Raw genomic sequence first — 23,978 nt, 5'->3', positions numbered from 1 at the left:
GGAAGGAGGTAATGATTAATGGTTATGACAGATCCAATCGCAGATATGCTAACTCGTATTCGTAATGCTAACATGGTAAAACATGAAAAGTTAGAGCTTCCGGCTTCTACAATCAAAAAAGAGATCGCTGATATCTTGAAACGTGAAGGTTTTGTTTCTGACTATGAGCTTGTTGAAGATAACAAGCAAGGCGTTCTGCGTATTTTCCTTAAATACGGTACAAACGAAGAGCGAGTTATTACAGGTATAAAACGAATTAGTAAACCAGGTCTACGTGTTTACGCAAAAGCTAATGAGGTACCACGTGTACTTAACGGATTAGGTATTGCTATCGTTTCAACTTCTAAAGGAGTGCTTTCAGACAAAGAAGCGCGTTCTCAAGCAGTTGGTGGCGAAGTACTTGCATATGTCTGGTAATTGATTATTTAATGATGAGGAGGTGCATGGAATGTCTCGTATAGGACTTAAACCGATTGAAATTCCCCAAGGTGTAGAAGTTAAACTGGAAGGTAATGTTGTTTCAGTTAAAGGACCTAAAGGTGAGTTAACACGAAATCTACATCCAGATATTAAAGTTAATATGGAGGATAATGTGATTACGCTAGAGCGTCCAAGTGATCACAAGGACCACCGCGCATTACACGGTACTACTCGAAGCCTTATCAACAACATGGTTGAAGGAGTAAGTAAAGGATTTGAGAAGTCTCTTGAAATTATCGGGGTTGGTTACCGTGCGCAAAAACAAGGTAACAAAGTAGTGATTAACGCTGGTTACTCACATCCTGTTGAATTAGACCCTGTTGACGGTATCGAAATTGATGTACCAAAAAACACACAAGTTATCGTTAAAGGTATTGATAAAGAGTTGGTTGGAGCGGTTGCTTCTAATATTAGAGCAATTCGTCCGCCAGAACCGTATAAAGGTAAAGGTATTCGTTACGAAGGTGAATACGTACGTCGTAAAGAAGGTAAAACTGCTAAGTAAGAATAGTTAGGGAGCAGAAAGGAGTGACCTAAATGATTACAAAACCTGACAAAAATGTTATACGTAAAAGAAGACATGCACGTGTACGTAAGAGTCTTTTTGGTACACAGGAGCGTCCTCGTTTAAACGTATATCGTTCAAATAAACACATCTATGTACAATTAATTGATGATCTCAATGGATCTACTGTTGCAAGTGCTTCAACGAAAGATAACGAAATTAATGTTGAATCTACAAGTAATGTAGAAGCAGCAAAGCAGGTCGGAGAAATGATCGCTAAACGTGCTCAGGATAAAGGTTACAAATCGGTTGTATTTGATCGCGGAGGCTACCTTTATCATGGTCGTGTGAAGGCTTTAGCAGACGCTGCAAGAGAAGCAGGTCTTGAATTTTAATCGATAAAGGAGGGACATACATGAGTAAAAACATTGATCCGAACAAATTAGATCTAGAAGAACGCGTTGTTACGGTCAACCGTGTTGCAAAAGTTGTAAAGGGTGGACGTCGTTTCCGTTTCGCAGCTCTAGTTGTAGTCGGAGATAAGAATGGTCATGTAGGTTTTGGTACAGGAAAAGCGCAAGAGGTACCAGAAGCAATTAAAAAAGCAGTTGACGATGCTAAGAAAAATTTAATTACAGTACCGATCGTTGGAACCACAATTCCGCATGAAATTCATGGTCAATTTGGTTCTGGTAATGTATTATTAAAACCAGCTGCAGAAGGTACAGGAGTTATCTCTGGTGGCCCAGTTCGTGCCATCTTGGAACTTGCTGGTGTAGGTGATATACTAACTAAATCACTAGGTTCAAATACACCAATTAATATGATTCGTGCAACATTGAATGGACTAACAAACTTGAAGCGTGCAGAAGACGTAGCAAAACTACGCGGGAAGTCTGTAGAAGAACTGTTAGGATAAGGAGGGAACTGTTATGTCTAAAAAACTAGAAATCACCCTCACGCGCAGTGTTATTGGTGGAACAGAAGGTCAAAAGAAAACTGTTCAAGCACTAGGACTTAAAAAAATTCGTCAATCTGTTGTTCATGAAGATACGCCAGCTCTTCGTGGTATGGTTAATAAAGTATCTCATTTAATAGCGGTTAAAGAAGTTTAAATACGAAATTAGCGTAAAGAGGAGGTGCTCGCATGAAACTTCATGAATTGAAGGCTGCAGAAGGTACACGTAAAAATCGTAATCGTGTAGGTCGTGGTATGTCATCAGGTAACGGTAAAACATCCGGTCGTGGACATAAAGGTCAAAAAGCACGTTCTGGCGGTGGAACTCGTCCGGGCTTTGAAGGTGGTCAAATGCCACTATTTCAACGTCTGCCAAAACGAGGATTTACAAACATTCACCGTAAAGAATTTGCAATTGTAAACCTGGATACTTTAAATCGTTTTGAAGACGGCACAGAAATTACACCTGAGCTATTACTGGAAGAAGGTGTCGTAAGCAAACTTAAAGCCGGTATTAAAGTACTTGGCAATGGTGCTATCGAAAAGAAACTAACAGTAAAAGCTCACAAGTTCTCTGCTTCAGCGAAAGAAGCAATAGAGGCAGCGGGCGGTAAAACAGAGGTGATTTAATGTTCCGTACAATCTCCAATTTTATGCGCGTAGGTGACATTAGGCGGAAAATAATTTTCACATTATTGATGTTGGTTGTCTTCCGTCTAGGCACATTTATTCCTGTGCCATTTACAGATAAGCTAGCAATCGATCAATTGATGAACCAGCAAAACGTATTTGGATTTCTGAATACATTTGGTGGGGGAGCCTTACAAAACTTCTCCATTTTTGCCATGGGAATTATGCCTTATATTACGGCATCAATTATTATGCAATTATTGCAGATGGATGTTGTACCCAAATTTGCTGAATGGAAAAAGCAAGGGGATGCAGGCCGAAAGAAATTAGCGCAGGTTACGCGTTACGGTACGATTGTCCTTGCGTTTATCCAAGCAATTGCAATGTCTATTGGCTTTAATGCGATGGCAGGTGGTTTGCTAATTGCTGACCCTGGAATAATGAAGTTTCTTGTTATTGCTATTGTGTTAACAAGTGGAACTGCATTCCTGATGTGGTTAGGTGAACAAATCACTGCTAATGGAGTAGGTAACGGAATTTCCATCATTATTTTTGCAGGTATCGTAGCAGCAGTACCGAATGGAATTAAACAATTATACAGCCAGTATTTTATAAATCCTGGTGATGATTTGTTTATTAACATTGTTATTGTTGCCTTAATTGCTTTGGTAGTTGTAGCAGTGACAGTTGGAGTAATTTTCATTCAACAGGCATTGCGAAAAATACCTATACAATATGCCAAAAAACTTGTAAATCGCTCTCCGGTTGGCGGGCACTCTACACATTTACCGTTAAAAGTAAATGCTGCTGGGGTAATTCCAGTCATTTTCGCGATTGCATTTATCATGGCACCTAGTACGGTTGCCAGTTTCTTTGAAGGTAATCAGATTGCAGCAACAATTCAACGTATATTCGATTATACGCAGCCAACAGGTATGGTTATTTATGTAGCATTAATTATTGCTTTCACTTATTTCTATACATTTGTTCAAGTGAATCCTGAACAAATGGCTGAGAATTTACAAAAACAAGGTGGCTACATTCCGGGCATTCGTCCTGGTAAGAATACGGAAACGTATTTGACAAGAGTCTTATATCGTTTAACATTCGTAGGCGCGCTGTTTTTAGCAGCTGTATCTGTACTACCAATCGCCCTAGGTGGAATAGCCGATCTACCTGCGTCTATACAAATTGGCGGCACAAGCTTACTTATCGTTGTAGGTGTTGCCCTGCAAACGATGAAACAATTGGAAAGTCAGTTGGTAAAGCGTCACTACAAAGGGTTTATAAAGTAATTTTTGCTGACAATGAGAGCGAGGGGAAAATTGTTGAACTTGATTTTAATGGGTCTGCCAGGTGCTGGTAAAGGTACGCAGGCTGAGAAAATAAATGAAAAATATAACATCCCTCATATTTCAACAGGAGATATGTTCCGTTTAGCTATTAAAGAGGGAACAGACCTAGGAAAGAAAGCAAAAGAATATATGGATCAAGGCGAACTTGTTCCAGATGAAGTTACGATTGGGATTGTCAGAGAACGCTTGGGTAAGGATGATTGTAAGAATGGCTTTCTATTAGATGGTTTTCCAAGGACAATCGCTCAAGCAGAAGCCTTACAGGACTTATTGCAAGATATGGATCAATCCATTGATTACGTACTTCATGTAGATGTACCGGAAGAAAAATTAGTGGAGCGTCTAACTGGTCGTAGAATTTGTCCGACATGCGGAGCAACTTATCATGTAGTTTATAACCCGCCTAAGGAAGATGGGGTCTGTGATAAGGATGGTTCACAATTAATCCAACGTGATGATGATAAAGCCGATACGGTGAAAACTCGTTTATCTGTAAATATGGAGCAAACCAAACCGTTATTGGATTTTTACGAGGATAGAGGATATCTTGTAACTGTCAATGGAGATAAGGATATTGATGAAGTATTTCAAGATATTCAGTCAAAAATTGAAAAATAAGCATCTTAACTGTAATTAAGCGCACGAGGGATGCAATTCTAATTGTTAAAAGTTATAATTAGTCGAGAGTAACATACGCATAAACGTGTATTACTTCATAATAAAGTGACACAGGATGAAAAGTGAGTAAACCTTTTTCCTATTTTTAGTTGTTCTAAGGGTGGATAAAGAGTACGAAGAAGTTCGATAATACGTCTTTACCGGACCTTTGGGACATCATCTAAAAGGTAGCCATATAAACTATAGCCTAAGTGAAGGTGATCGTTGTTGAACGAAGATGATTCGATTCCGCTAATAGGTCAAGTTGTTCGTATTATGCAAGGACGTGAAGCGGGTCAATACGCATTAGTAATTAAAATTATCGATGAAAAGTATGTCTTGCTTGCAGATGGGGAAAAACGTAAATATGATCGACCAAAGAAAAAGAATCTGCATCATATTGAAAGAATGGATTATATTTCTCCAGAAGTCCAAAACAGCCTTCTAGAAACTGGTCGTGTCACAAATGGTAAATTACGATTTGCCATAGCTAAATTTGTCAATGAAGTTGTGACTGATTTGAAGAAGGGAGATCAACACGATGGCGAAAGACGATGTAATTGAAGTGGAAGGAACCGTAACAGAAACGTTGCCAAATGCGATGTTTAATGTAGAATTGGAAAATGGTCATACAGTATTAGCCCATGTTTCTGGTAAAATTCGTATGCATTTTATTCGCATTCTTCCTGGCGATAAAGTAACGGTTGAACTTTCTCCGTATGATTTAACTAGAGGACGAATTACGTACCGTTATAAATAAGCTCTGCTCCATTAAAGGAGGTAAAGATGATGAAAGTAAGAGCATCAGTAAAACCCATTTGTGAAAAATGTAAAGTTATTAAACGAAATGGTAAAGTAATGGTAATTTGTGAAAATCCGAAGCATAAGCAAAAACAAGGTTAAGAAATTGGAGGTGTTTGAAAGCTATGGCACGTATTGCAGGTATTGATATTCCACGTGATAAACGTGTAGTTATTTCACTAACCTATATTTATGGTATTGGAAAAAACACTGCACAAAATATCCTTAAAGAAGCAGGCGTTTCCGAAGACACACGCGTACGCGACCTTACAGAGGATGAATTAGGAAGAATCCGTAAAGCAACGGACGAATATACAATTGAAGGTGACCTTCGTCGTGAAGTATCCCTTAATATTAAACGCCTAATCGAAATCGGCTCTTATCGCGGTATCCGTCATCGTCGTGGGCTTCCTGTTCGTGGACAGAAAACAAAAAATAATTCACGTACACGTAAAGGACCACGTCGTACGATCGCTAATAAGAAGAAATAACGAAAAGGAGGTATAATCTATGGCACGTAAAACTAATACACGTAAACGTCGTGTGAAAAAGAATATTGAGTCAGGTATTGCACATATCCGTTCAACGTTCAACAACACAATTGTAACGATTACGGACACACAAGGTAACTCTCTTGGATGGAGTTCAGCTGGTGCACTTGGCTTTAAAGGCTCACGTAAATCTACACCTTTTGCTGCACAAATGGCAGCTGAAACTGCTGCTAAGTCTGCAATTGACAATGGCATGAAAACACTTGAAGTAACGGTTAAAGGACCTGGAGCTGGCCGTGAAGCAGCTATCCGTTCACTTCAAGCAGCAGGATTGGAAGTTACTGCAATTAAGGACGTAACTCCAGTTCCTCACAACGGTTGTCGCCCACCAAAACGTCGTCGTGTATAATTATACCGTATATAATTTGTCACCCTGTCTATAATGGGTTATGATAGCTAAAAGTGTAAAGGAGTATATCTCCTTTAGCGAACAGCATCCGAGAGACAAGAACGTACGAAAGAACTACAGGTAGTGCAGAAACGCCAACTGCCTATTTGAGGAATTTCGGTTAGACAGCTGGTCTAACCGGGGTTTCGACGTTTTAAAGGAGGGTTTTATTGAATGATCGAAATTGAAAAACCAAAAATTGAAACGGTAGAAATCAGCGATGATGCTACATTTGGAAAATTCGTAGTCGAACCGCTCGAACGTGGATATGGTACCACTCTAGGAAACTCCTTGCGTCGTATCCTACTATCCTCACTTCCAGGTGCTGCTGTTACATCAGTTCAAATTGATGGAGCGCTACATGAATTTTCAACAATCGAAGGTGTTGTTGAAGATGTGACAACGATTATTTTGAATCTGAAGAAACTAGCTCTAAAGATTTACTCTGATGAAGAGAAAACATTAGAGATTGATGTGCAGGGAGAAGGAAAAGTTACGGCTGCAGACCTAACATTCGATAGTGATGTAGAAGTATTAAATCCGGATTTGCCAATTGCAACGTTAAATAGCAAAGGCAGCTTGCATATGAAGATTACAGCAGAACGTGGACGTGGCTATCGTCCCGCTGATGCTAACAAAAGAGATGACCAACCAATTGGTATCATACCAATTGATTCAATTTTTACTCCAGTGTCACGTGTTACGTATCAAGTAGAGAATACACGTGTAGGGCAAGTAGCTAATTTTGATAAATTAACAATGGATGTATGGACTGACGGAAGTATTCGACCTGAAGAAGCTGTTTCTTTAGGCGCGAAAGTCTTTACGGAGCATCTAAACATTTTTGTAGGCTTAACAGATGAAGCGCAGAACGCAGAGATTATGGTCGAAAAAGAAGAAGATCAAAAAGAAAAAGTGATGGAAATGACCATCGAAGAACTTGATCTATCTGTTCGATCTTATAACTGCTTAAAACGTGCTGGTATCAATACAGTTCAAGAGCTTTCAAATAAATCTGAAGAAGATATGATGAAAGTACGTAATCTTGGTCGCAAGTCATTAGAAGAGGTAAAAGTAAAACTTAATGACCTTGGCCTAGGCTTACGAGATGATGACTGATAAAATCAAAAGTGCAGTATGATCTGGACGTAGCTTTTTTCAGTTGATCGTATTTTAAATAAGTCATTAGTCATCATGAAAGGGAGGGATAGTCCATGGCTAGAAAATTAGGTCGTACAACCGATCATCGTATGGCGTTGCTTCGTAACCTTGCTTCTGACTTAATTATTCATGAACGGATTGAAACAACAGAAGCAAAAGCGAAGGAGCTAAGATCCATCGTAGAAAAAATGATTACTTTAGGTAAGCGTGGGGATCTTCATGCTCGCCGTCAAGCAGCATCATTTCTATATAACAAGGAAGCTAACGAAAACGAAAATGTGATTCAAAAACTTTTCGATGATGTGGCTCCACGTTACGAAGACCGTCAAGGTGGATACACTCGTGTTCTTAAATTGGGTGCTCGTCAAGGTGACGGAGCAGAAATGGCAATTATTGAACTAGTTTAATGTAACCACATCCGACAAGGGCAGGACTGAATCTCTTCTACGAGGTGCATCCAAGCCCTTTTTTTGTAGAAGGAAAAAGGAAAGGAAAGATCATTCGTCTAACATACGAATTGCATCGTAAAGCCTTAATCAATCAGCTAAAGAACGAAGCTGAGACATGTTCATTAGAGGAAAGAATACACCCCGGGTGAGTTTAGATGGAGGAACAATGATGAGTAAGAAGTTAATCGAGTTTAGAAATGTATCTTTTCGATATGGAGATGAGCAGCCTTGGGTACTAAAGAATTGTTCGTTTACAATCTATGAAAATGAGTGGGTTGCCATAATTGGTCATAATGGTTCAGGTAAATCCACGATCGCTAAATTAATGAATGGTTTATTGTTTCCGCAAGAGGGTGAAATTTTCATAGATGACAAGCAGGTAAATTCGGAATCTGTATGGGATGTACGGAAAGATGTTGGAATGGTTTTTCAAAATCCAGATAACCAGTTTGTGGGAACGACGGTTCAGGACGATGTAGCCTTTGGCATGGAAAATAGAGGATTACCTCGAGAAGAAATGCTTAAGCGCTTGGATGATGTCTTAAGCGCTGTAGGTATGGAGGATTATCGAATTACAGAACCACATCGATTATCTGGTGGACAAAAACAGCGTGTAGCGATTGCAAGTGTTCTAGCCATTTCCCCAAAGGTTATAATTTTAGATGAAGCGACAGCAATGCTTGATCCAAAAGGGCGAAACGAAATTATGAAGACAATAGCTGGCGTACAGAAGGTAAAAGAGGTCACATTACTTACGATCACCCATGACTTACAAGAAGTCATTCAAGCTGATCGTGCCATTGTAATGAATGATGGACAGATTTGGGCGGAGGGTGTGCCGAGAGAAATTTTTTCAAAGAAGGAAGCATTGCGTAAGATTGGATTGGATGTTCCGTTTGTATCTAGGTTAGCTGATGTATTAAAAGCAGAGGCCATTCCCGTTACACAGGAGCCACTAAATCATGAAGAACTGCTGGAGGACTTATGGATATTACATTCAAGAACGTAAGCTACGTATATCAACAGCATACACCGTTCGCACATAAAGCAATTGACCATTTAGATTTTCATATCCCTTCTGGTTCTTTTGTAGCAATTATCGGACATACTGGTTCTGGAAAATCAACATTAATCCAACATTTAAATGGACTAATCAGACCAACTGAAGGTGACGTATGGATAGGAGATTATCATTTAAGCGCAGAAGAAAAACCTAAATTAATGAAAGAGCTTAGAAGTCGTGTAGGTGTTGTATTTCAATATCCGGAGCATCAACTATTTGAGGAAACGGTAGCGAAGGATATTGGCTTTGGTCCGCGAAATTTTGGTGTTGGGGATAGAGAAATACAAGACAGAATTCCAGAAGTTCTATCAGCTGTTGGCTTAACGGAAGATTTCTTGAACCGTTCTCCGTTTGACTTAAGCGGTGGCCAAATGAGGCGGGTGGCAATAGCTGGTGTATTAGCAACAAAGCCTGAAGTACTTGTATTGGACGAGCCTACTGCTGGATTAGATCCACGTGGACAGAAGGAAATCATGGAAATGTTCTATACCAGGCATCAGGAGCAAGCACTTACGACAATTTTAGTAACACATAGTATGGAGGATGCAGTAAAATACGCTGATCATGTCATTATTCTTAATAAGGGAACCAAATATATGGAAGGGAAGCCTGAGGAAGTATTTGTCCAAAAAGAGGCATTACAGAATGTACAGTTAGACGTTCCAGAAATGGTACAATTTCTTGATAACTATGAAAAGAAATTTGGTATCCATATCCCCTATACTAGGCAAACTGTGCAACAACTTGGTTTGCAAATGAAGCGTTCGTTAAAAGGGGGAACCCTTCATGAATAATGCTTTGGTTATTGGTCAGTATGTCCCGGGAAATTCTATCATTCATAAGTTAGATCCACGAACAAAGATTTCGATAATATTTATTTATGTTTTCATTGTGTTTTTTGCCAATAATGTTTGGAGTTATGGGATATTAACAGCTTTTGCCTTAGCTAGTTTAATTTCATCCAAAGTCCCGATTAAGTTTATATTAAAAGGGTTAACGCCCGTATGGTTTCTTATTATCTTTACGTTTATTCTCCATATGATTGTCACGAAAGAGGGCAAGCCTGTATTGGAAATATTTACGCTTACCATTTATACTGGTGGGTTAATTCAAGGATTTGCGATATCGATGAGGTTCTTTTTACTTATTTTAGTAACCTCTCTATTCACCCTAACCACGACACCAATTGAGATCACGGACGCGATTGAGGATATGCTACGTCCTTTAAAGAAAGTGAAGTTTCCTGTGCATGAATTAGCATTAATGATGTCTATTTCACTACGATTCATCCCCACTCTACTACAGGAGACAGAAAAGATATCGAAGGCGCAGGCTTCAAGAGGTGTTGATTTTAAAACAGGACCTGTAAAAGAAAGGATAAAAGCTGTCGTACCTTTGCTTGTTCCATTATTTGTCAGTGCTTTCAAGCGCGCAGAAGAACTGGCAATGGCTATGGAAGCAAGAGGATATCAAGGTGGAGAGGGGCGCACAAAGCTTCGTGAATTAAAAATTGCGAAACGTGATGTATTCATCTATATCTTATTTCTTTGTATTATAATCGGATTATTTATTACACGAAATTAATTATTATAATTGGAAGGATAGAATTTCCGTTACTACGATAATATCTATCTTTCAAAGGAAGGCTGCTACAGTATGGTAAGACTTAAGTGCATTATTAATTATGACGGATCACAGTTTTCAGGCTTTCAGATACAGCCTAAGAAACGAACCGTACAAGGGGCGTTAGAGACAGCTTTAACTAAAATGCATAAAGGGGAGTACATTCGTATTCAAGCTTCTGGAAGAACAGATACAGGTGTTCATGCGAAGGGTCAAACCATTCATTTTGACTCAGCTTATGATATTCCTCTATATAACTGGAAGCAGGCCTTAAATACCTTACTTCCGAATGATCTATATGTTAAAGAAGTCGAATATGCAGATGATTCATTTCATGCACGCTATGATGTAATTGAAAAAGAATATCGATATTATGTTTGGCATGAAAGTGAACCGGATGTATTTAAACGGAATTATGCATATTATTTTCCTTATGAATTAGATATTAGGTCCATTCAAGCGGCTTGTGATTATCTAGAGGGGACCCATGATTTTACAACTTTTTCCTCTGCTAAAGCTACTACCAAAGGAACAAAAGAGCGGACGCTTTATCAGGTGAGTTGTGAAAAGAAAGGCTCGGAAATTGAGTTTATCTTTCGCGGGAGTGGTTTTTTATATAATATGGTCCGAATTATCGTAGGTGTCCTTTTAGATATAGGTCAAGGAAGGCGTCAGCCGGCTGATATCATGGATTTATTGGCGAAGAGGGATAGAAGGCTTGTTGGAGAAACCGTGCCCTCAGAAGGCCTCTATTTATGGAATGTTAGGTATGATGAAAAAAGGTAAGCGGATTGTCGGAGAAAATGCAAATCATATGCATCAGCTCTTGACAAAATCCTATCATTTGGTGTATTATGATCTATGGCATTTTATTTCTAAACCATGATTAGCCCCGGAAACTAATTATGTTGAAATAGACGAATGAATATTGAAATTGATTTTTTTAAAATATGGAGGGAAACACTCATGCGCACAACTTTCATGGCAAATGAAAATAATATTGAACGCAAATGGCTAGTTGTTGATGCAGAAGGCAAGCGTTTAGGACGCTTAGCGAGTGAAGTTGCTGCGATCCTTCGTGGAAAGCATAAGCCAACTTACACACCACATGCAGACACTGGTGACCATGTGATTATCATTAACGCAGAAAAAGTAGAATTAAGTGGTAAGAAAATTACAGATAAAATTTACTATCGCCATACAAACCACCCTGGTGGACTTAAAGAGCGTACTGCATACGAAATGCGTACGAAATATCCTGAGCAAATGCTAGAGCTTGCTGTTAAAGGAATGCTTCCTAAAGGCTCTCTAGGACGTAAAATGGGTAAAAAATTACACGTATTCAGAGGATCTGAACACACTCATCAAGCACAAAAACCGGAAGTTTACGAGCTTCGTGGGTAACTAAAAGGAGGTAAACATTTTGGCACAAGTACAATACTATGGCACAGGTCGTCGTAAAAAATCAACTGCACGCGTACGTTTAGTACCTGGTACAGGTAATGTTACAATTAACGGACGTAACGCATCAGATTATTTCCCATACGAAACACAAATTTTAATTTTAAATCAGCCGCTAGTGGCTACTGAAACTCAAGGTACTTATGACGTTATTGTTAACGTTCATGGTGGAGGTTTTACTGGTCAAGCTGGTGCTATCCGTCACGGAATCGCACGTGCGCTTCTTGAAGCTGATCCAGAATATCGTGGATCTCTTAAAACAGAAGGCTACCTAACTCGTGATGCTCGTATGAAAGAGCGTAAGAAATACGGTCTTAAAAAAGCACGTCGTGCACCTCAGTTCTCAAAACGTTAAGAAACCTTATATACCAAGGGTTTGCCCTCTTTGCTCTTATAAAGCAGAGAGGGCTTTTTCATGTCCGAATTGGGAATTGAATACCCAGGCTAAAACCATGTATTTCTGGAACATCTTTGCTGTTTTCTCCTTCGCTTCATCGGTCACATGAGTGTAAATATCCATCGTGGTTTTAATATCGGTGTGGCCGATCCGGGATTGTACATCTTTGATAGAAGCACCAGCTGCAAACAACAAACTGGCATGTGTTTGCCGGAAGGCGTGAATTTTTATTTGTGGCAGTTCCGGGTTCTTTTGATAAATCCGCTTCAGCTTTTCATTCAAGTAAGCCAGTCGGCAGTAATCCATTTCATGTTTTAACTGATTATAGACCGTAAAGACGAGCTGTTTATCATCAGATTGAAAAGGAGTGGTAAGTTCTAACGTCAGATAGCGCTGTATTTGCTTGCTACACCATTTCTTTAAGATCGCCAGAGTTTCATCGTCCACGCTAACCACACGCCGAGAGGCCTTAGTTTTCGATGTCTGAAGCTGCTTTTTGCCGCTCGTATGATGTTAGACATTCAAAGTACAATTAAAAAAGATGTCAATTTTGGAGACCGTTTATTAGAGAATATACACGACCAAGTTAGCGAGCTAGTAAATTACTTTAACATTGACTAAACTAAAAGAAGACGGGAATTATTTGACGCTTACTGATTTAGTTAGTGAAAATATAAGTCTTAAAGAAGAATTACTAAAATAAGTAAAAGGAAAATGATGATTAATGCTACAATTAAATTGAATAGTAGCACTTTTTAATATGCAATAGGTTCTACGCTATTCAACTATCTGGTGCTTTAGTTAAACAAGGTGATCCATTAAATTTGATCGCTTTTTGTGGGAACCTTAAATAAAATAATTTGAATATTATATTATTATTGAAGGGTAGAGATATTGTGCTAACTGGGCATTTTAGTGGAATAAGAAATAGAAAAAGGACAAAAAATTAGCTATTAGGAGTGATACGGTTGGGTAAGAAGGCATTTCATATATATAATTTTATTATTTTGCTCTTATTAATGTCACTTAATGCATTAGCCTCGTTTGGGGCTGGAATGAGTGAGGGGGGAATACCTTCCTATATGTATTTGGCAATGGTGCTTTCGTTTGTCGTCTGGGTTATTTTTTATTTCATTCAATTTGTACGCCCCACTAAGGCTTGGAGAATTTTTTGGTTCCTCTTTATGGTAATATTTTTATTTTTTTGGGAAACAGGTCTCGGCTCAGAGGTTGGTCTAATGATTATTGGATAGATTTTATAATATAAAAATAATTCAATCAACTAACGGGTGTCTTTCTGGAATAAGGATTTGGCGCCAGAGTCATATATAAGGGCCATTATGTTGAACAACTATTTTGGTAAAAGTTAAAATTTCAGAGATACAAAGGGAGGAATTACTATGGCAGCTAAAAAGGAAAAGGATATTCTTGTACTAAACAGTGAGAATAATTTTAAATTATTGTTAGATAGATATTATTGAATCGGTACCTAGCAGAAAGAGGAAGATATCTGTTGAAACTGGGGAAAGAGACAAGAATTTTCGTGATGTATTAATGCATTTGTATGAATGGGATGCAATGCTTGAGAGATGGTATCGAGAAGGTATGGATGGTGATATACCTTTTATGCCTGCACCTGGTTATAAATGGCGAAATATCAGGCACCTTAACTCACAAATTCAAGAAAACTACCAAGATGTAACAATAAATCAAGCTATAAAAAAGCTGAGGTTAAGCCATAAGAGAGTGATGAAATTAATTGAATTACATACCAATGAAGAAATCATGACTAAAAAATACTATAAGTGGACAAAAACAAGCAATTTATACAGTTATTTTGCAGCAAACACCTCTAATCATTACATGTGGGCAATGAAAAAGTGTGAGGCTATTGCACAATTAATAACGGAGAAAGAGGAAGAATAGCACCAGGTTGTAAAATGCTTATAAAGAAATTGGGCGCAATAACGGAACAAAGTTGTGCTAGAATTGGGCCATATTGTCGAGTGCGAAACGTTTCTGACTCAAATGAAGTGTAGTTACACAATTTCGATAAAGTCAGGCAGTTATACTTTTTTTTACTGAAGGATTATGTCGAGGAGTCGAATGAGGAGGTAACGCTCTGAAAGGCTTCCCCTGCGTCGAATAGCACGCTGTTTAGTAAGAAATTGTGTGTTATAAGCTCGGTTAATAGGCGCAAGAATTTACAGTAACAGTCCAGCCGACGAAAGCCTACCCGATGGGGTGGTGTAAATCATGGTGCTTGGGTTGAACAGATATGGTGAGAATGCAGTGAAATATAATAAGAAAGTATATTGCTGACGAACTTCTGAATGTACGGGCCTAGAATAGACATAATTCAACGTTGTAAGCTGATAACGTGGAGAGCTTACTCTTGATGAAACGAACGTGGAGGGATAGCCACTAGACTAATAAAAGGTTTATTCAACCATGTAAGACAGTTCTTCATCATTAATAAGGTTCTTGTAAGACTAATAGAGGTTCAGCTCTTAAAGGAGCCACCGCTTGTTAAAGCGAAAGAAACTGAGACACAACGAATATTATAATATGCAATACCATTTCGATGCTTTATATGCTCAAAGTGTTAATGGTCAAAATTTTTATTGACTAATAGATTTAATGCAATCTGATGAAAACATTCGATTAGCTTTTCGTAATAAACGAAATACTGGCAATAAGACGGCTGGTTATGATGGACTAACAATCGAAGATATAAAGCAACTCTCGGTATCAGAAAAATATTGAATGAATTGGTTAGTTGGAACGCCGTATGCGATGAAAGTCACACGTACGGTGTGAAGTGGGGGAAAAGTCGGCGATAATTTCAAAAGCTTACCTATCACTAGAAGAAGAAAAGGGGTATTAAACTTAGAAAGTAGAAATTACAAATGCACATTGTTCATGGATTATTACAATGATAATTAACCATTTTACAGGCAATCAAAAGGGAGGATCTGAATGAGAAAAATTGAAGTAAAGCCATATGATGAGTATTGGAATTCGATGTTTGAAAACGAAGCAAAAAAATTACATGGTATATTCGGTCCTGAAATAATTAAAATTCATCACATTGGCAGTACCGCTGTAAACGGTCTAAAGGCAAAGCCTATAATTGATATGATGCCTGTAGTTAAAGACATTCATCGGATCGATGAGTATAATTCAGCAATGATCTCTATCGGTTATGAACCAAATGGGGAAAACGGGATATCAGGACGACGATACTTCCAAAAAGGAGGAGATAATCGAACTCATCATGTGCACATTTATGAATTAGGCAATCCGGAAATTGAACGTCATCTAGCATTTAGAGATTATCTACGGGCTAATCAAGATGTTGTGAAAGAATACGGAGACTTAAAAAAGGAACTGTCTCAACAATTTCCCTACGATATTGCATCATACATAAAAGGGAAGGAACAGCTAGTATTAGAAATTGAACGAAACGCAGTAGCTTGGTATCAACGTCAAGAACGTAATTAAATTATTTCACAAAAGGGCGCATTTCTATAATAGGCTGATGTCCTTTTCTATTGGTAGACATTTAAAAGGTGGATTAAAAGATGAGTGGTAGTGAAAGTGATCATCCAATTATACGGATATGTAATAATGCTAACTTGGGGGAAATAGTCAGTCCTCCTGAACCAATTTCTGGAGGACTCTTACACAAGATGTATCAAATAAAAACAACAAATGGAAAATATGCAGTGAAATTATTGAACCCCGAAATAATTAAAAGACCTGGTGCAATGACGAACTATATAAACTCTGAAAAAATTACGAATCGTGTTTCTAACAACATACCTGCACGCCCAGCCAATATTATTAATGGTAAATTTGTTAATGAAGTAAATAATCAATTCTATATGGTGTTTGATTGGATTGAAGGTCGGAGTCTAAACACCATAGAGATTAAAGACCATCCATAGTAAAAAAATGGGCTCAATCCTTGCAAATATCCATAAAACAAACTTTGAAGACCTTGATATTGAGTATGGTGGAATAAATAATGGTCATTTGAAAGATTGGTATATTTATTTGAAAGAAGGTCAAGAAGCCAGTTCTGAGTGGGTGGGGTTATTGAAAGAAAACATCGATAAACTTTATGAATGGGATACTAAGTCAAAAAAAGCTACTGAAATTTTATCAAAAGAAACAGTTATTAGTCACAGGAATTTAGATCCTAAGAATGTTATGTGGAACCAAGGTAGACCAATGATAATTGATTGGGAGTCAGCTGGTTATATAAATCCCGTGCAAGACTTAATAGAAACCGCAGTATATTGGTCTGATAATGGGTCTCAAAACATAATTGAAGATAGATTTTTGGCATTCTTAGAGGGTTATAAAAATAACTATGGGGAACTTCAAGCAGATTGGATCCTGGTCTTAGAAGCTGGGTATTTAGGTAAATTGGGGTGGCTTGAATACAATTTAAAACGGTCTTTGAGAATGGGATGTTCAGATGAAGAAGAACAAAAGTTAGGAACTACTCAAGTAAAGGAAACAATAACAGAACTTAAACAATATGATAATTCAATTCCCACACTTTTTGCTTTGCTTAACAAAGAACAAAGTATTTTATGACCATCAAATAACACTTTGTGATTATCTTGAACTCAAGTCTTCTGGTAAAGGGGCTTTAGTTTCAGCTAGAAATACACTTATAATCTTTCGCTAACGGGCGCTTTCCTGGATTAAGAGCAAACTATTGTACAGAAACGAAAAGTTTTTGAATGTTTGAGTTTAAAAGGAGTGATTGAATGCTTAAAAGATTAGTTTGTTTTGGTGATAGTATTACTGCAAGAATAGAAGGCCATCAAGAACCTATGTTAACTTCAAAGCTTTCCCTAAAACTAAATGATTTTACAGTGATTAATTCAGGCGTTTCAGGAGATAACACGTCTGATGCACTCAATAGAGTTGAATCAGATGTCTTAAATCACAATCCTGATCTCGTAACGGTATTATTTGGTGCTAACGATGCTGCCTTCCATAAAATGATAGATATTACTACGTTTAAAGAAAACCTTTTACGAATTACTAATAAAATAGGATCGAGGAAGATAATATTAATTACTCCTGCCCCTGTTGATGAAAATGTTCAATTTGCAAGAACCAATGAGACACTATATGAATATGCGAAAATGGTTAAAGAGGTATCTTATGATTCAGGGAGCCATCTTATAGACTTATTTTCAAAAATGATTATAAGAAATGATTATCGACAATTGCTAAGAGGTAAGAAAAATGATGGGTTGCACATAGGGGAATCAGGCTACGAATTCCTTTCCCAGTTGATTGTAGATAAAATTGACGAATTAACCTTAAATAATATTCTTAAAGTGTGATCTTCCGTTAACGGGCGCAGTTGTGGGTGCGACACGTTCCTGGCCCAAATGAGATGTGGCTAACATAGTCTCGGTAAAGGTCAGGCAATTATAATTTAAATGAAGGATATTATCAGGAGTCGAATGATGAGGTAACGTTCAGAAAGGCTTCCCCTGCGTCGAATAGCATGCTGTTTTAGTAAGGAAAAGCGTGTTATAAGCTCGGCTAATAGGCGTGAGAATTTACCGTAACAATTCGGCTGACGAAACCCTACCCGATGGGGTGGTGTAAATCATGGTGCTTGGGTTGAACAAATATGGTGAGAATGCAATGGAATACAACAAGATACTGTATTGCTGACAAACTTCTGAATGTACGGGTCTAGACGCGCGTTATACAGAAATGGATTTACTATTAAATGTAGGGTTAGCTGTGGGTGAGTAAGAATCCGCAATATAAAAATCCATCTTGTGTTACAGGCATATGCAATGCTAACAGGCTCATAGGAAGCACCTAAGTTTGTTCCATAATAGATAATATTCAACGTGGTAAGCTGATAACGTGGAGGACTTACTGCCATTGAAACGGTGACAAGGAAAGCATTCATGATAATAGTGACTGTATAACTTGTCTTTATATCGGTGAAAGAGGTGGCACAGTACCGATGAAAGGCCTAATCACCCGGAGGGATAGCCACTAGACTAATGAAGAAACATTTAATCATGCAAGGCAAATCTTTATCGGTTAATAAGGTTCTCGTGAGACTAATAGAGGTTCACCTTCCACGGAAGGCACCGACTTATTGAAACGGAAGAATTGAAACATGGAGGATATTAAGATATCAGAAGTGTTGATGATTAAATCGATTGGATTAGTTGGGGTGCCGTATGCGATGAAAGTCGCACGTACGGTGCTAACAGGGGGAAAAGGGAGCGATAACGTCAAACCCTTACCTATCTGTATAACAACAAACACTATGCCTGAATCGGGCCATTTTGTGGAGCAGAATATGGTATAATTGAATAGTCTAAAAAGTTACACATCGTAGTTTTTAGACATAAAATTGTTAAGGGAGGCGTTCATTATGATAAATCAAAAGAGCTGTTTCAATGAAGAACTTAAAGGGGATAACGCCTAACTAACAAAGTTGACTTAGCGTTTCCCCGAAATTTGAAAGGGGAAAATATATGCTTACAGGTAATGTAAAAATTGAAGAATTGAACGAAGAAAACTGGTATGAATGCTGTCAATTGAAGTTATCAGAGAAACAAGAAGAATATTTAGAATCAAACGCTATATCAATTGCCCAATCAAAGTTTGAACCGTCATTAAAACCGTTTGCAATTTACTTTGAGAATAGAGTAGTGGGTTTCCTAATGTATAACACTGAAAAAGAGGAACTTGATGGTTATTGGGTATTTAGAATAATGGTCGATGAGAATTTTCAAGGCAAAGGTATAGGAAAGGCTGCAACAAAGTTAATGATTGCAGAGATGAGTAAGTTACCAGACGCGGAAAAAATTGTTGCTGGTTATCATCCAGAAAACCAGGAAGCTCATCACTTATATGTCAGTTTGGGATTTATTGATAATGGTGACCGATTTGGAAGAGAAATGGCTGTTATCAAATATTTAAACGAGTGAAGTAAAAATAAGGGACACGAAAATGATGTTGTCCAAAAAGGGTTATTCGAAAATTTGGAAATATAACTTTCTGGGTGACCTCATTTTCGTGTTTAGAGCGCATTATTTTTGTGAAATATCTACGCACTTTCTCTTTTGTTAGTAAATAAACGATCTAAATGTAAGGAGGGAATCTGTAGTGAAGAAATATTTTTACGCTATCATCACTTTAGGTGCTATTATTTTCATTAATTGGAGTGTATCTGCTCTATTTAGTTCCCATTTTATTGAATGGTCATTTTTAGTTGGTCTTGCTACAACAATTGTTATTGCTTTTTTTAACTCTTCTGGTGGATATATGTCCGATTTGACTGATGCAAGACTACAGAGCACTAATAATGATGAACAATGGGCTGTAACTGAAGTACGAACAAAAATTGATAGACAAAAAAGGAATTTTCATCCTACAACTTCATTTTATTTTGCTTTAAGCTACACAGTAATCGCTGGAATATCAACTTTAGTTTACTACAAAGACTTTTTTATCAACTAAATCGGCTCTTCGATAAAAACATGCATTGCTTCAGAATTCCTTACAAATTCAATAGTAGCCTGTCTATTTTAATCATCTCGCAGATTAAGGTTCAGGAAATAATTAATACCATCAATGGTTAGATTTGATAAACGTATAAAATTTTTGAAATGTTAGTGGTACCCATTGTTGCCCCTCTCCGAGGAGGGGCAACAACACCAAACACCTAAGATGTCTATTTCCCCATTATACATAAAAGTACCCCAAGAACGAGTAGTTGCAAATACTCACTCCTTGAGTTGAAACGTCATCAGAATTGGTATCAGGTTCTTTTTTTGTTCCTTCTTTAATTGTTTTGTCCCCTTCAGGGGTTAAATCTTGAATAATTAGCTTTCAAGATCCATCCACTTTTTTCATGGTAAGTTTTGGTTCGGTTATTTCTCCATCCTTATATTTCATTTTAACTGTAATTTGTTCTGCATTAGATTTTTCGTTAATTTCTAAAATACTGAAGTCTACCAATGGGTTTTCGAATGATAGTGTGTCTTTTAGTGATTCTTCAGCTGACTTTGAAGAGGCGCTTACAGAGTAACTAAATGCCATCAGTAAAGCTAACGCAGTGATAGCAACTAAAAATAATTTGCTTACCTTGACTTGGTAAATTTTATTATTACTCAATGTTTTCCCTCAAATTTTATTTATCGTACCATACTTCACCGCCTGTTAACTCTACGGTAGCGTTTCCTAACTATCCACCATCATTTACTAATCTTGATGTGCGAGATCCGCCACTATAAGAACTAACTTCCATCTTACCTACAGTCTTTTCAGAGTCTAGAGATAAAATACCGGGATCTTTAAACTCATACCCTGATCGAATCCAAACTTTTTATTTGAATCTAGTTTTACCAAAGTTATAGATTCTCGAGTCGCTTAGAAGATCAGCGTTTTGTTTTTTTACAACTGGCTCTAACTGAAACATGTTGTCAATTTCTTCTTGTGTATAAGGGAAGATTTCTTGGTTGCTCTCGTCATAAAATTTTATTGTAGGTTTCTTGGTTGTTTCAGTTGCATGAGCTTCCATTTCTGGTGAAAGTAATACAAATAACCCAAGTGCAGCTACAAGAGAAAATAGAATTTTTTAATATCATAAAATTCCTCATTACATTAATATGCTACCAGTTCATAACTCATGAAAAATTTTTATATGTTTACAAATATTTCATGAACTATATGTTTGGCTTGAAATATATTCCATTTACTTCATTGATTACGTCCATAGATTCTGTAATAATAAAACTAATTAAGATCCTTAGAAACACGACGTTTTACTATTTTCTTTTATTTTCTCATTAGTACATATGTTGCTCCCATTTATTCTCAAAGTACAAGTAATGGTGTCTTTGAACTTTGGCTTCCTATAGGATTTATAGTTGTTTCCGTTTATTTGTACGGTAATAAAAGATACCATCCGTCCAAAATAAAGTCGAGTATTTTAGGTCTTTGCATAGCATTGTATCAGTTAATTCTTTAATATGCTGGATAATTTTAGTCTTTCCATAAAAGGGCGCAGTTGTTGAACTAAAGAGTTTCCCAAGAGGGGAGAGTAGTTTAAAATAACTCATCATTTAGGTTATGAATCGAATGATAAGAACCCAAAAGGAGCTCACAAACAGATGAAATGGCTATGGTAATAATCGATTAAAACAACAGCTGGTGAAGTGAATATGGACGTACCCCAAAAACGTGATCGATTCTGTGACCTAAAACTTGTTCCAAAAAAGAAAAGAGATGTGTCTGAAATCGAAAGGAAAGTACGCCAAAAGCTATGTCCCAACCATATTTATCAGTTGTTTAGAAGGATGGGGAGTTTTTTAACTCCACGAACTATCATTCCAGTTCTCCACTCTAAATCTTGTTTATTTATATTTAATGTAGCATTGGGGTAGCGTCTGAAGAAACTTAAGATAGCAATTTCACCTTCTAACCGGGCAAGAGGCGCTCCTAAGCATGTATGAATCCCTTTGCCAAACGCTAAATGTTTGCTTTTTTCTCTTGTTATGTCTAATATTTCTGGATCTTTGAATTGATCTGGGTCATGATTGGCCGAATTAAGTACAACAATTACAAGTTCTCCTTTTTTCATTGGTTGACCTTTAAATTCCATATCTTCCCTCACCCAACGTGATGTACTAAACTCGACCGGACTATTATAGCGAAGTGTTTCTTCTAAAGCATTGTTAATTAACTCTGGGTGTTTTTTTAATAAATCTAGTTGGTCTGGAAGTTCCAATAAGTTCATAATACTATTTCCGATAAAGTTAACAGTTGTTTCATGTCCAGCAACAATTAATAGAGAAACAATACCATATAATTCTTTTTCTGTTAGTTTATCTTCTTCTAATTCCGAAATAACTAGTTTACTAATTAAATCTTCTTTGGGGTTTTTGCGCACGATAGCGAATCTTTCTTTTAAATACTGAATAAATTCATTTCTTTGCGAGTCAATATTCTGAGGGGTTGAACCATTTGAAGCTTCAATAATTGCATTTGACCAGTTTCGAAATTTATTGCGGTCTTCTGAGGGAATTCCAAGTATTTCACAAATAACAATGATTGGTAGTGGAAAAGCAAACACATCTATTAGGTCAACCTCATGTTCAGTGGAAATTTCATCAAGTAGATTGTCGGTAATTTCTTGGATACGTTCTCTCATTCCTGCAATCATCTGTGGGGTAAAAGCTTTCGAAACAAGTCCACGTAACCGTTTGTGATCTGGCATGTCAGCGAATAGCATATTTTCTCTGAATACAGCTTCTAAATCATGATATGACGTATTGTCAAGTTTTGTATAATCCTTTATAAACATTTGATTTTTCAATGTTTCTAATGCATCTTCATATCTTGTGATAAACCAAGCATATTGACCATCTGGGAGTCGTACTCGAGTAACAGGTTGTCCCTCTCTTAATTTGGCATATGCAGGATAAGGATTGGCGACAAATGACTTCGTGAATAACGTTTCTTTCAGTGAATCCATTTCGTGCAACTCCTTTCAAAAGATAAATTGTAAGATCACTTTTATCATATCACCTTTTCCTAATAATGGTAATATTTGTATTGTGACTTTTTTGTGAATTTTAAAACGGAAAGCGTATTTTGGCTTATTGTTACTACCGCAAAAAGTGAGAACATTTAAGTTAGATAATACCCTTTCATCTGGACCAGTAAGGAAGATAGTCATATAAAAAATAAATCCTCTCATAAAGGGGGGATAACGGAAGGAATCAGTATTATATAGCTGGATCCATTTTTTATTATTATCATTTCATCAGATAAATTATTATTATGTAGTTATAAAATGAATTTAATGGAAAATTTACACAAAAATGAAGGAAGATGTGAATATTTGTAGAAATAGTTAAATGTAGTATAAAGGAGGTGAGATATGTTGAAAAAGATTCTTGCACTAATAATTTTTCCCATCATGATTATTTTAGCTTCTCAGACCTTCCCCTCAGAATCAATCGCAGCTGAAACTTCTGGAAATGAAAGTCCTAAAAATGAAATTAATGCAGTAAAGTATTTCGGCCCATTTCCTTTTACAACAAGAGATGGTAAATGGGACGGTCAATTTTCTGTTCCTTCGCTAGGCGATGTTACAATTAGACTCTCGGGGGAGGATTTATATTGGGAGACAGGGCGAGTGCGGATATGTAATAGGGACTCTGGTAGATGTACACTATGGGGACCCCTTTCAGTAGGTACTCAACCTTCCAGAACAATTACTGACGTTTTACCAGGTGTATATTATGTAGATGTAGATTACGCGATGAATGTATTCTCTGGTACAAGCACAATTGAAGTAAGATATTAGATAAATAGGTGATTTAGAGCTGATATAAGACGTTAGGTAATATTCGGCTCCTATCGTCTTATATGCAGCCCTGAAAATATATTTGTTCGTGATGGATGAATTAGTAAAGTTAGTGA

The 23,978-nt window shown here is 37.3% G+C and carries 32 protein-coding genes and 3 pseudogenes; 31 read left to right on the top strand and 4 right to left on the bottom strand.

What is annotated here, in order from left to right:
* Positions 1–18: 18 nt before the first annotated feature.
* From rpsH to Q1A47_RS20830, 9 genes and pseudogenes are all read left to right on the top strand, one after another.
* Positions 19–417, top strand: coding sequence for a 30S ribosomal protein S8 (gene rpsH / locus Q1A47_RS01905; protein ID WP_026680246.1), 399 nt, complete (start codon positions 19–21; stop codon positions 415–417).
* A gap of 31 nt (positions 418–448) precedes the next feature.
* On the top strand, positions 449–985 hold the full coding sequence (gene rplF, locus Q1A47_RS01900) for a 50S ribosomal protein L6 (RefSeq protein ID WP_026680247.1): 537 nt from the start codon (positions 449–451) through the stop codon (positions 983–985).
* A 32-nt stretch (positions 986–1,017) separates the two neighbouring features.
* Positions 1,018–1,380 carry a 50S ribosomal protein L18 gene (gene rplR / locus Q1A47_RS01895; protein WP_026680248.1) on the top strand — a complete coding sequence of 121 codons (363 nt, stop codon included), beginning with the start codon at positions 1,018–1,020 and terminating at the stop codon, positions 1,378–1,380.
* A gap of 20 nt (positions 1,381–1,400) precedes the next feature.
* A complete protein-coding gene (gene rpsE / locus Q1A47_RS01890; protein WP_026680249.1) occupies positions 1,401–1,904 on the top strand; it encodes a 30S ribosomal protein S5 in 504 nt (167 codons plus the stop codon).
* Positions 1,905–1,917: 13 nt separating this feature from the next.
* Complete coding sequence (rpmD, locus tag Q1A47_RS01885) at positions 1,918–2,100, top strand: 50S ribosomal protein L30 (protein WP_026680250.1); 183 nt, start codon at positions 1,918–1,920, stop codon at positions 2,098–2,100.
* A 32-nt stretch (positions 2,101–2,132) separates the two neighbouring features.
* Positions 2,133–2,573 carry a 50S ribosomal protein L15 gene (gene rplO / locus Q1A47_RS01880; protein WP_026680251.1) on the top strand — a complete coding sequence of 147 codons (441 nt, stop codon included), beginning with the start codon at positions 2,133–2,135 and terminating at the stop codon, positions 2,571–2,573.
* Complete coding sequence (gene secY, locus Q1A47_RS01875) at positions 2,573–3,868, top strand: preprotein translocase subunit SecY (RefSeq protein ID WP_026680252.1); 1,296 nt, start codon at positions 2,573–2,575, stop codon at positions 3,866–3,868. Before rplO ends, secY begins: the two co-directional genes overlap by 1 nt.
* Positions 3,869–3,901: 33 nt before the next feature.
* Positions 3,902–4,546, top strand: a complete 645-nt coding sequence (locus Q1A47_RS01870) for an adenylate kinase (protein ID WP_026680253.1) — start codon at positions 3,902–3,904, stop codon at positions 4,544–4,546.
* Between the two features lie 264 nt (positions 4,547–4,810).
* Positions 4,811–4,909 (top strand): annotated as a pseudogene (locus Q1A47_RS20830) (KOW motif-containing protein); the annotation flags it as partial.
* Here the strand turns inward: Q1A47_RS20830 and Q1A47_RS20825 are convergent.
* A complete protein-coding gene (locus tag Q1A47_RS20825; protein ID WP_366141103.1) occupies positions 4,892–4,981 on the bottom strand; it encodes a hypothetical protein in 90 nt (29 codons plus the stop codon). The pseudogene Q1A47_RS20830 and the gene Q1A47_RS20825 overlap by 18 nt on opposite strands.
* Positions 4,982–5,126: 145 nt before the next feature.
* On the opposite strand from Q1A47_RS20825, the gene infA reads away from it, so the two are divergent.
* The 12 genes from infA (at position 5,127) to rpsI (ending at position 12,437) form a co-directional block, all read left to right on the top strand.
* A complete protein-coding gene (gene infA, locus Q1A47_RS01860) occupies positions 5,127–5,345 on the top strand; it encodes a translation initiation factor IF-1 (RefSeq protein ID WP_010095735.1) in 219 nt (72 codons plus the stop codon).
* Positions 5,346–5,374: 29 nt separating this feature from the next.
* Positions 5,375–5,488 (top strand): 50S ribosomal protein L36, encoded by a 114-nt coding sequence (gene rpmJ, locus Q1A47_RS01855; protein ID WP_005999442.1) that lies wholly within the window; start codon positions 5,375–5,377, stop codon positions 5,486–5,488.
* Between the two features lie 23 nt (positions 5,489–5,511).
* Entirely contained in the window at positions 5,512–5,877 is a 366-nt protein-coding gene (gene rpsM / locus Q1A47_RS01850) for a 30S ribosomal protein S13 (RefSeq protein ID WP_026680255.1), read from the top strand.
* Between the two features lie 19 nt (positions 5,878–5,896).
* Positions 5,897–6,286, top strand: coding sequence for a 30S ribosomal protein S11 (gene rpsK, locus Q1A47_RS01845; RefSeq protein WP_026680256.1), 390 nt, complete (start codon positions 5,897–5,899; stop codon positions 6,284–6,286).
* Between the two features lie 213 nt (positions 6,287–6,499).
* Positions 6,500–7,444: a DNA-directed RNA polymerase subunit alpha gene (locus Q1A47_RS01840; protein WP_026680257.1), complete on the top strand. Its 945-nt coding sequence runs from the start codon at positions 6,500–6,502 to the stop codon at positions 7,442–7,444.
* Positions 7,445–7,539: 95 nt separating this feature from the next.
* Entirely contained in the window at positions 7,540–7,893 is a 354-nt protein-coding gene (gene rplQ / locus Q1A47_RS01835; protein ID WP_026680258.1) for a 50S ribosomal protein L17, read from the top strand.
* Between the two features lie 211 nt (positions 7,894–8,104).
* Entirely contained in the window at positions 8,105–8,944 is an 840-nt protein-coding gene (locus Q1A47_RS01830) for an energy-coupling factor ABC transporter ATP-binding protein (RefSeq protein WP_026680259.1), read from the top strand.
* Positions 8,920–9,792: an energy-coupling factor ABC transporter ATP-binding protein gene (locus tag Q1A47_RS01825; RefSeq protein ID WP_166530051.1), complete on the top strand. Its 873-nt coding sequence runs from the start codon at positions 8,920–8,922 to the stop codon at positions 9,790–9,792. The genes Q1A47_RS01830 and Q1A47_RS01825 overlap by 25 nt, the downstream gene beginning before the upstream one ends.
* The gene (locus tag Q1A47_RS01820) at positions 9,785–10,582 is read left to right on the top strand and encodes an energy-coupling factor transporter transmembrane protein EcfT (RefSeq protein WP_166530050.1); all 798 of its coding nucleotides are present in this window, start codon (positions 9,785–9,787) and stop codon (positions 10,580–10,582) included. Before Q1A47_RS01825 ends, Q1A47_RS01820 begins: the two co-directional genes overlap by 8 nt.
* A 72-nt stretch (positions 10,583–10,654) precedes the next feature.
* Positions 10,655–11,407 carry a tRNA pseudouridine(38-40) synthase TruA gene (truA, locus tag Q1A47_RS01815; protein WP_026680262.1) on the top strand — a complete coding sequence of 251 codons (753 nt, stop codon included), beginning with the start codon at positions 10,655–10,657 and terminating at the stop codon, positions 11,405–11,407.
* 180 nt (positions 11,408–11,587) lie between these two features.
* Entirely contained in the window at positions 11,588–12,025 is a 438-nt protein-coding gene (gene rplM, locus Q1A47_RS01810; protein ID WP_026680263.1) for a 50S ribosomal protein L13, read from the top strand.
* Positions 12,026–12,044: 19 nt separating this feature from the next.
* The gene (gene rpsI / locus Q1A47_RS01805) at positions 12,045–12,437 is read left to right on the top strand and encodes a 30S ribosomal protein S9 (RefSeq protein ID WP_026680264.1); all 393 of its coding nucleotides are present in this window, start codon (positions 12,045–12,047) and stop codon (positions 12,435–12,437) included.
* A 36-nt stretch (positions 12,438–12,473) separates the two neighbouring features.
* Here rpsI and Q1A47_RS01800 read toward each other — a convergent pair.
* A pseudogene (locus Q1A47_RS01800) lies at positions 12,474–12,950 on the bottom strand (tyrosine-type recombinase/integrase); the annotation flags it as partial.
* Positions 12,951–13,447: 497 nt separating this feature from the next.
* Between Q1A47_RS01800 and Q1A47_RS01795 the strand changes: the two are divergent.
* From Q1A47_RS01795 to Q1A47_RS01760, 9 genes and pseudogenes are all read left to right on the top strand, one after another.
* Positions 13,448–13,732 carry a hypothetical protein gene (locus Q1A47_RS01795; RefSeq protein WP_034678586.1) on the top strand — a complete coding sequence of 95 codons (285 nt, stop codon included), beginning with the start codon at positions 13,448–13,450 and terminating at the stop codon, positions 13,730–13,732.
* A gap of 214 nt (positions 13,733–13,946) precedes the next feature.
* The gene (locus Q1A47_RS01790) at positions 13,947–14,405 is read left to right on the top strand and encodes a ClbS/DfsB family four-helix bundle protein (protein WP_318279746.1); all 459 of its coding nucleotides are present in this window, start codon (positions 13,947–13,949) and stop codon (positions 14,403–14,405) included.
* Between the two features lie 600 nt (positions 14,406–15,005).
* Positions 15,006–15,236 (top strand): annotated as a pseudogene (locus Q1A47_RS01785) (group II intron reverse transcriptase/maturase); the annotation flags it as partial.
* A 222-nt stretch (positions 15,237–15,458) separates the two neighbouring features.
* The gene (locus Q1A47_RS01780; RefSeq protein ID WP_026680278.1) at positions 15,459–15,983 is read left to right on the top strand and encodes a GrpB family protein; all 525 of its coding nucleotides are present in this window, start codon (positions 15,459–15,461) and stop codon (positions 15,981–15,983) included.
* A gap of 80 nt (positions 15,984–16,063) precedes the next feature.
* Positions 16,064–16,429, top strand: a complete 366-nt coding sequence (locus tag Q1A47_RS20820) for a hypothetical protein (protein WP_309299797.1) — start codon at positions 16,064–16,066, stop codon at positions 16,427–16,429.
* Positions 16,430–16,436: 7 nt separating this feature from the next.
* Complete coding sequence (locus Q1A47_RS20815; protein ID WP_309299798.1) at positions 16,437–17,087, top strand: phosphotransferase; 651 nt, start codon at positions 16,437–16,439, stop codon at positions 17,085–17,087.
* Positions 17,088–17,263: 176 nt separating this feature from the next.
* Entirely contained in the window at positions 17,264–17,851 is a 588-nt protein-coding gene (locus Q1A47_RS01770; protein WP_026680279.1) for a GDSL-type esterase/lipase family protein, read from the top strand.
* A gap of 1,167 nt (positions 17,852–19,018) precedes the next feature.
* On the top strand, positions 19,019–19,474 hold the full coding sequence (locus Q1A47_RS01765) for a GNAT family N-acetyltransferase (protein WP_026680280.1): 456 nt from the start codon (positions 19,019–19,021) through the stop codon (positions 19,472–19,474).
* 178 nt (positions 19,475–19,652) lie between these two features.
* Positions 19,653–20,006: a hypothetical protein gene (locus tag Q1A47_RS01760; RefSeq protein ID WP_026680281.1), complete on the top strand. Its 354-nt coding sequence runs from the start codon at positions 19,653–19,655 to the stop codon at positions 20,004–20,006.
* 372 nt (positions 20,007–20,378) lie between these two features.
* On the opposite strand, the gene Q1A47_RS01755 is transcribed toward Q1A47_RS01760, so the two are convergent.
* The gene (locus Q1A47_RS01755) at positions 20,379–20,663 is read right to left on the bottom strand and encodes a hypothetical protein (RefSeq protein ID WP_026680282.1); all 285 of its coding nucleotides are present in this window, start codon (positions 20,661–20,663) and stop codon (positions 20,379–20,381) included.
* A gap of 1,168 nt (positions 20,664–21,831) precedes the next feature.
* A complete protein-coding gene (locus Q1A47_RS01745) occupies positions 21,832–23,025 on the bottom strand; it encodes a cytochrome P450 (protein ID WP_200862540.1) in 1,194 nt (397 codons plus the stop codon).
* 408 nt (positions 23,026–23,433) lie between these two features.
* Between Q1A47_RS01745 and Q1A47_RS01740 the strand changes: the two genes are divergently transcribed.
* Positions 23,434–23,862 (top strand): hypothetical protein, encoded by a 429-nt coding sequence (locus tag Q1A47_RS01740; RefSeq protein ID WP_166530049.1) that lies wholly within the window; start codon positions 23,434–23,436, stop codon positions 23,860–23,862.
* The last annotated feature ends 116 nt before the right edge of the window (positions 23,863–23,978 follow it).

The organism is uncultured Virgibacillus sp., assembly GCF_947495635.1.
GTDB classification, from domain to species: Bacteria; Bacillota; Bacilli; order Bacillales; family Amphibacillaceae; genus Virgibacillus; species Virgibacillus salarius.
This window is presented reverse-complemented; position numbering and strand designations above follow the sequence as displayed.

Bases quoted from the DNA above. Each gene is read 5' to 3' on its own strand.
- rpsH (WP_026680246.1), top strand. From the start codon at position 19: ATGGTTATGACAGATCCAATCGCAGATATGCTAACTCGTATTCGTAAT.
- rplF (WP_026680247.1), top strand. From the start codon at position 449: ATGTCTCGTATAGGACTTAAACCGATTGAAATTCCCCAAGGTGTAGAA.
- rplR (WP_026680248.1), top strand. From the start codon at position 1,018: ATGATTACAAAACCTGACAAAAATGTTATACGTAAAAGAAGACATGCA.
- rpsE (WP_026680249.1), top strand. From the start codon at position 1,401: ATGAGTAAAAACATTGATCCGAACAAATTAGATCTAGAAGAACGCGTT.
- rpmD (WP_026680250.1), top strand. From the start codon at position 1,918: ATGTCTAAAAAACTAGAAATCACCCTCACGCGCAGTGTTATTGGTGGA.
- rplO (WP_026680251.1), top strand. From the start codon at position 2,133: ATGAAACTTCATGAATTGAAGGCTGCAGAAGGTACACGTAAAAATCGT.
- secY (WP_026680252.1), top strand. From the start codon at position 2,573: ATGTTCCGTACAATCTCCAATTTTATGCGCGTAGGTGACATTAGGCGG.
- Q1A47_RS20825 (WP_366141103.1), bottom strand. From the start codon at position 4,981: ATGCAGATTCTTTTTCTTTGGTCGATCATATTTACGTTTTTCCCCATC.
- infA (WP_010095735.1), top strand. From the start codon at position 5,127: ATGGCGAAAGACGATGTAATTGAAGTGGAAGGAACCGTAACAGAAACG.
- rpmJ (WP_005999442.1), top strand. From the start codon at position 5,375: ATGAAAGTAAGAGCATCAGTAAAACCCATTTGTGAAAAATGTAAAGTT.
- rpsM (WP_026680255.1), top strand. From the start codon at position 5,512: ATGGCACGTATTGCAGGTATTGATATTCCACGTGATAAACGTGTAGTT.
- rpsK (WP_026680256.1), top strand. From the start codon at position 5,897: ATGGCACGTAAAACTAATACACGTAAACGTCGTGTGAAAAAGAATATT.
- Q1A47_RS01840 (WP_026680257.1), top strand. From the start codon at position 6,500: ATGATCGAAATTGAAAAACCAAAAATTGAAACGGTAGAAATCAGCGAT.
- rplQ (WP_026680258.1), top strand. From the start codon at position 7,540: ATGGCTAGAAAATTAGGTCGTACAACCGATCATCGTATGGCGTTGCTT.
- Q1A47_RS01830 (WP_026680259.1), top strand. From the start codon at position 8,105: ATGAGTAAGAAGTTAATCGAGTTTAGAAATGTATCTTTTCGATATGGA.
- Q1A47_RS01825 (WP_166530051.1), top strand. From the start codon at position 8,920: ATGGATATTACATTCAAGAACGTAAGCTACGTATATCAACAGCATACA.
- Q1A47_RS01820 (WP_166530050.1), top strand. From the start codon at position 9,785: ATGAATAATGCTTTGGTTATTGGTCAGTATGTCCCGGGAAATTCTATC.
- truA (WP_026680262.1), top strand. From the start codon at position 10,655: ATGGTAAGACTTAAGTGCATTATTAATTATGACGGATCACAGTTTTCA.
- rplM (WP_026680263.1), top strand. From the start codon at position 11,588: ATGCGCACAACTTTCATGGCAAATGAAAATAATATTGAACGCAAATGG.
- Q1A47_RS01780 (WP_026680278.1), top strand. From the start codon at position 15,459: ATGAGAAAAATTGAAGTAAAGCCATATGATGAGTATTGGAATTCGATG.
- Q1A47_RS20820 (WP_309299797.1), top strand. From the start codon at position 16,064: ATGAGTGGTAGTGAAAGTGATCATCCAATTATACGGATATGTAATAAT.
- Q1A47_RS20815 (WP_309299798.1), top strand. From the start codon at position 16,437: ATGGGCTCAATCCTTGCAAATATCCATAAAACAAACTTTGAAGACCTT.
- Q1A47_RS01770 (WP_026680279.1), top strand. From the start codon at position 17,264: ATGCTTAAAAGATTAGTTTGTTTTGGTGATAGTATTACTGCAAGAATA.
- Q1A47_RS01765 (WP_026680280.1), top strand. From the start codon at position 19,019: ATGCTTACAGGTAATGTAAAAATTGAAGAATTGAACGAAGAAAACTGG.
- Q1A47_RS01745 (WP_200862540.1), bottom strand. From the start codon at position 23,025: ATGGATTCACTGAAAGAAACGTTATTCACGAAGTCATTTGTCGCCAAT.
- Q1A47_RS01740 (WP_166530049.1), top strand. From the start codon at position 23,434: ATGTTGAAAAAGATTCTTGCACTAATAATTTTTCCCATCATGATTATT.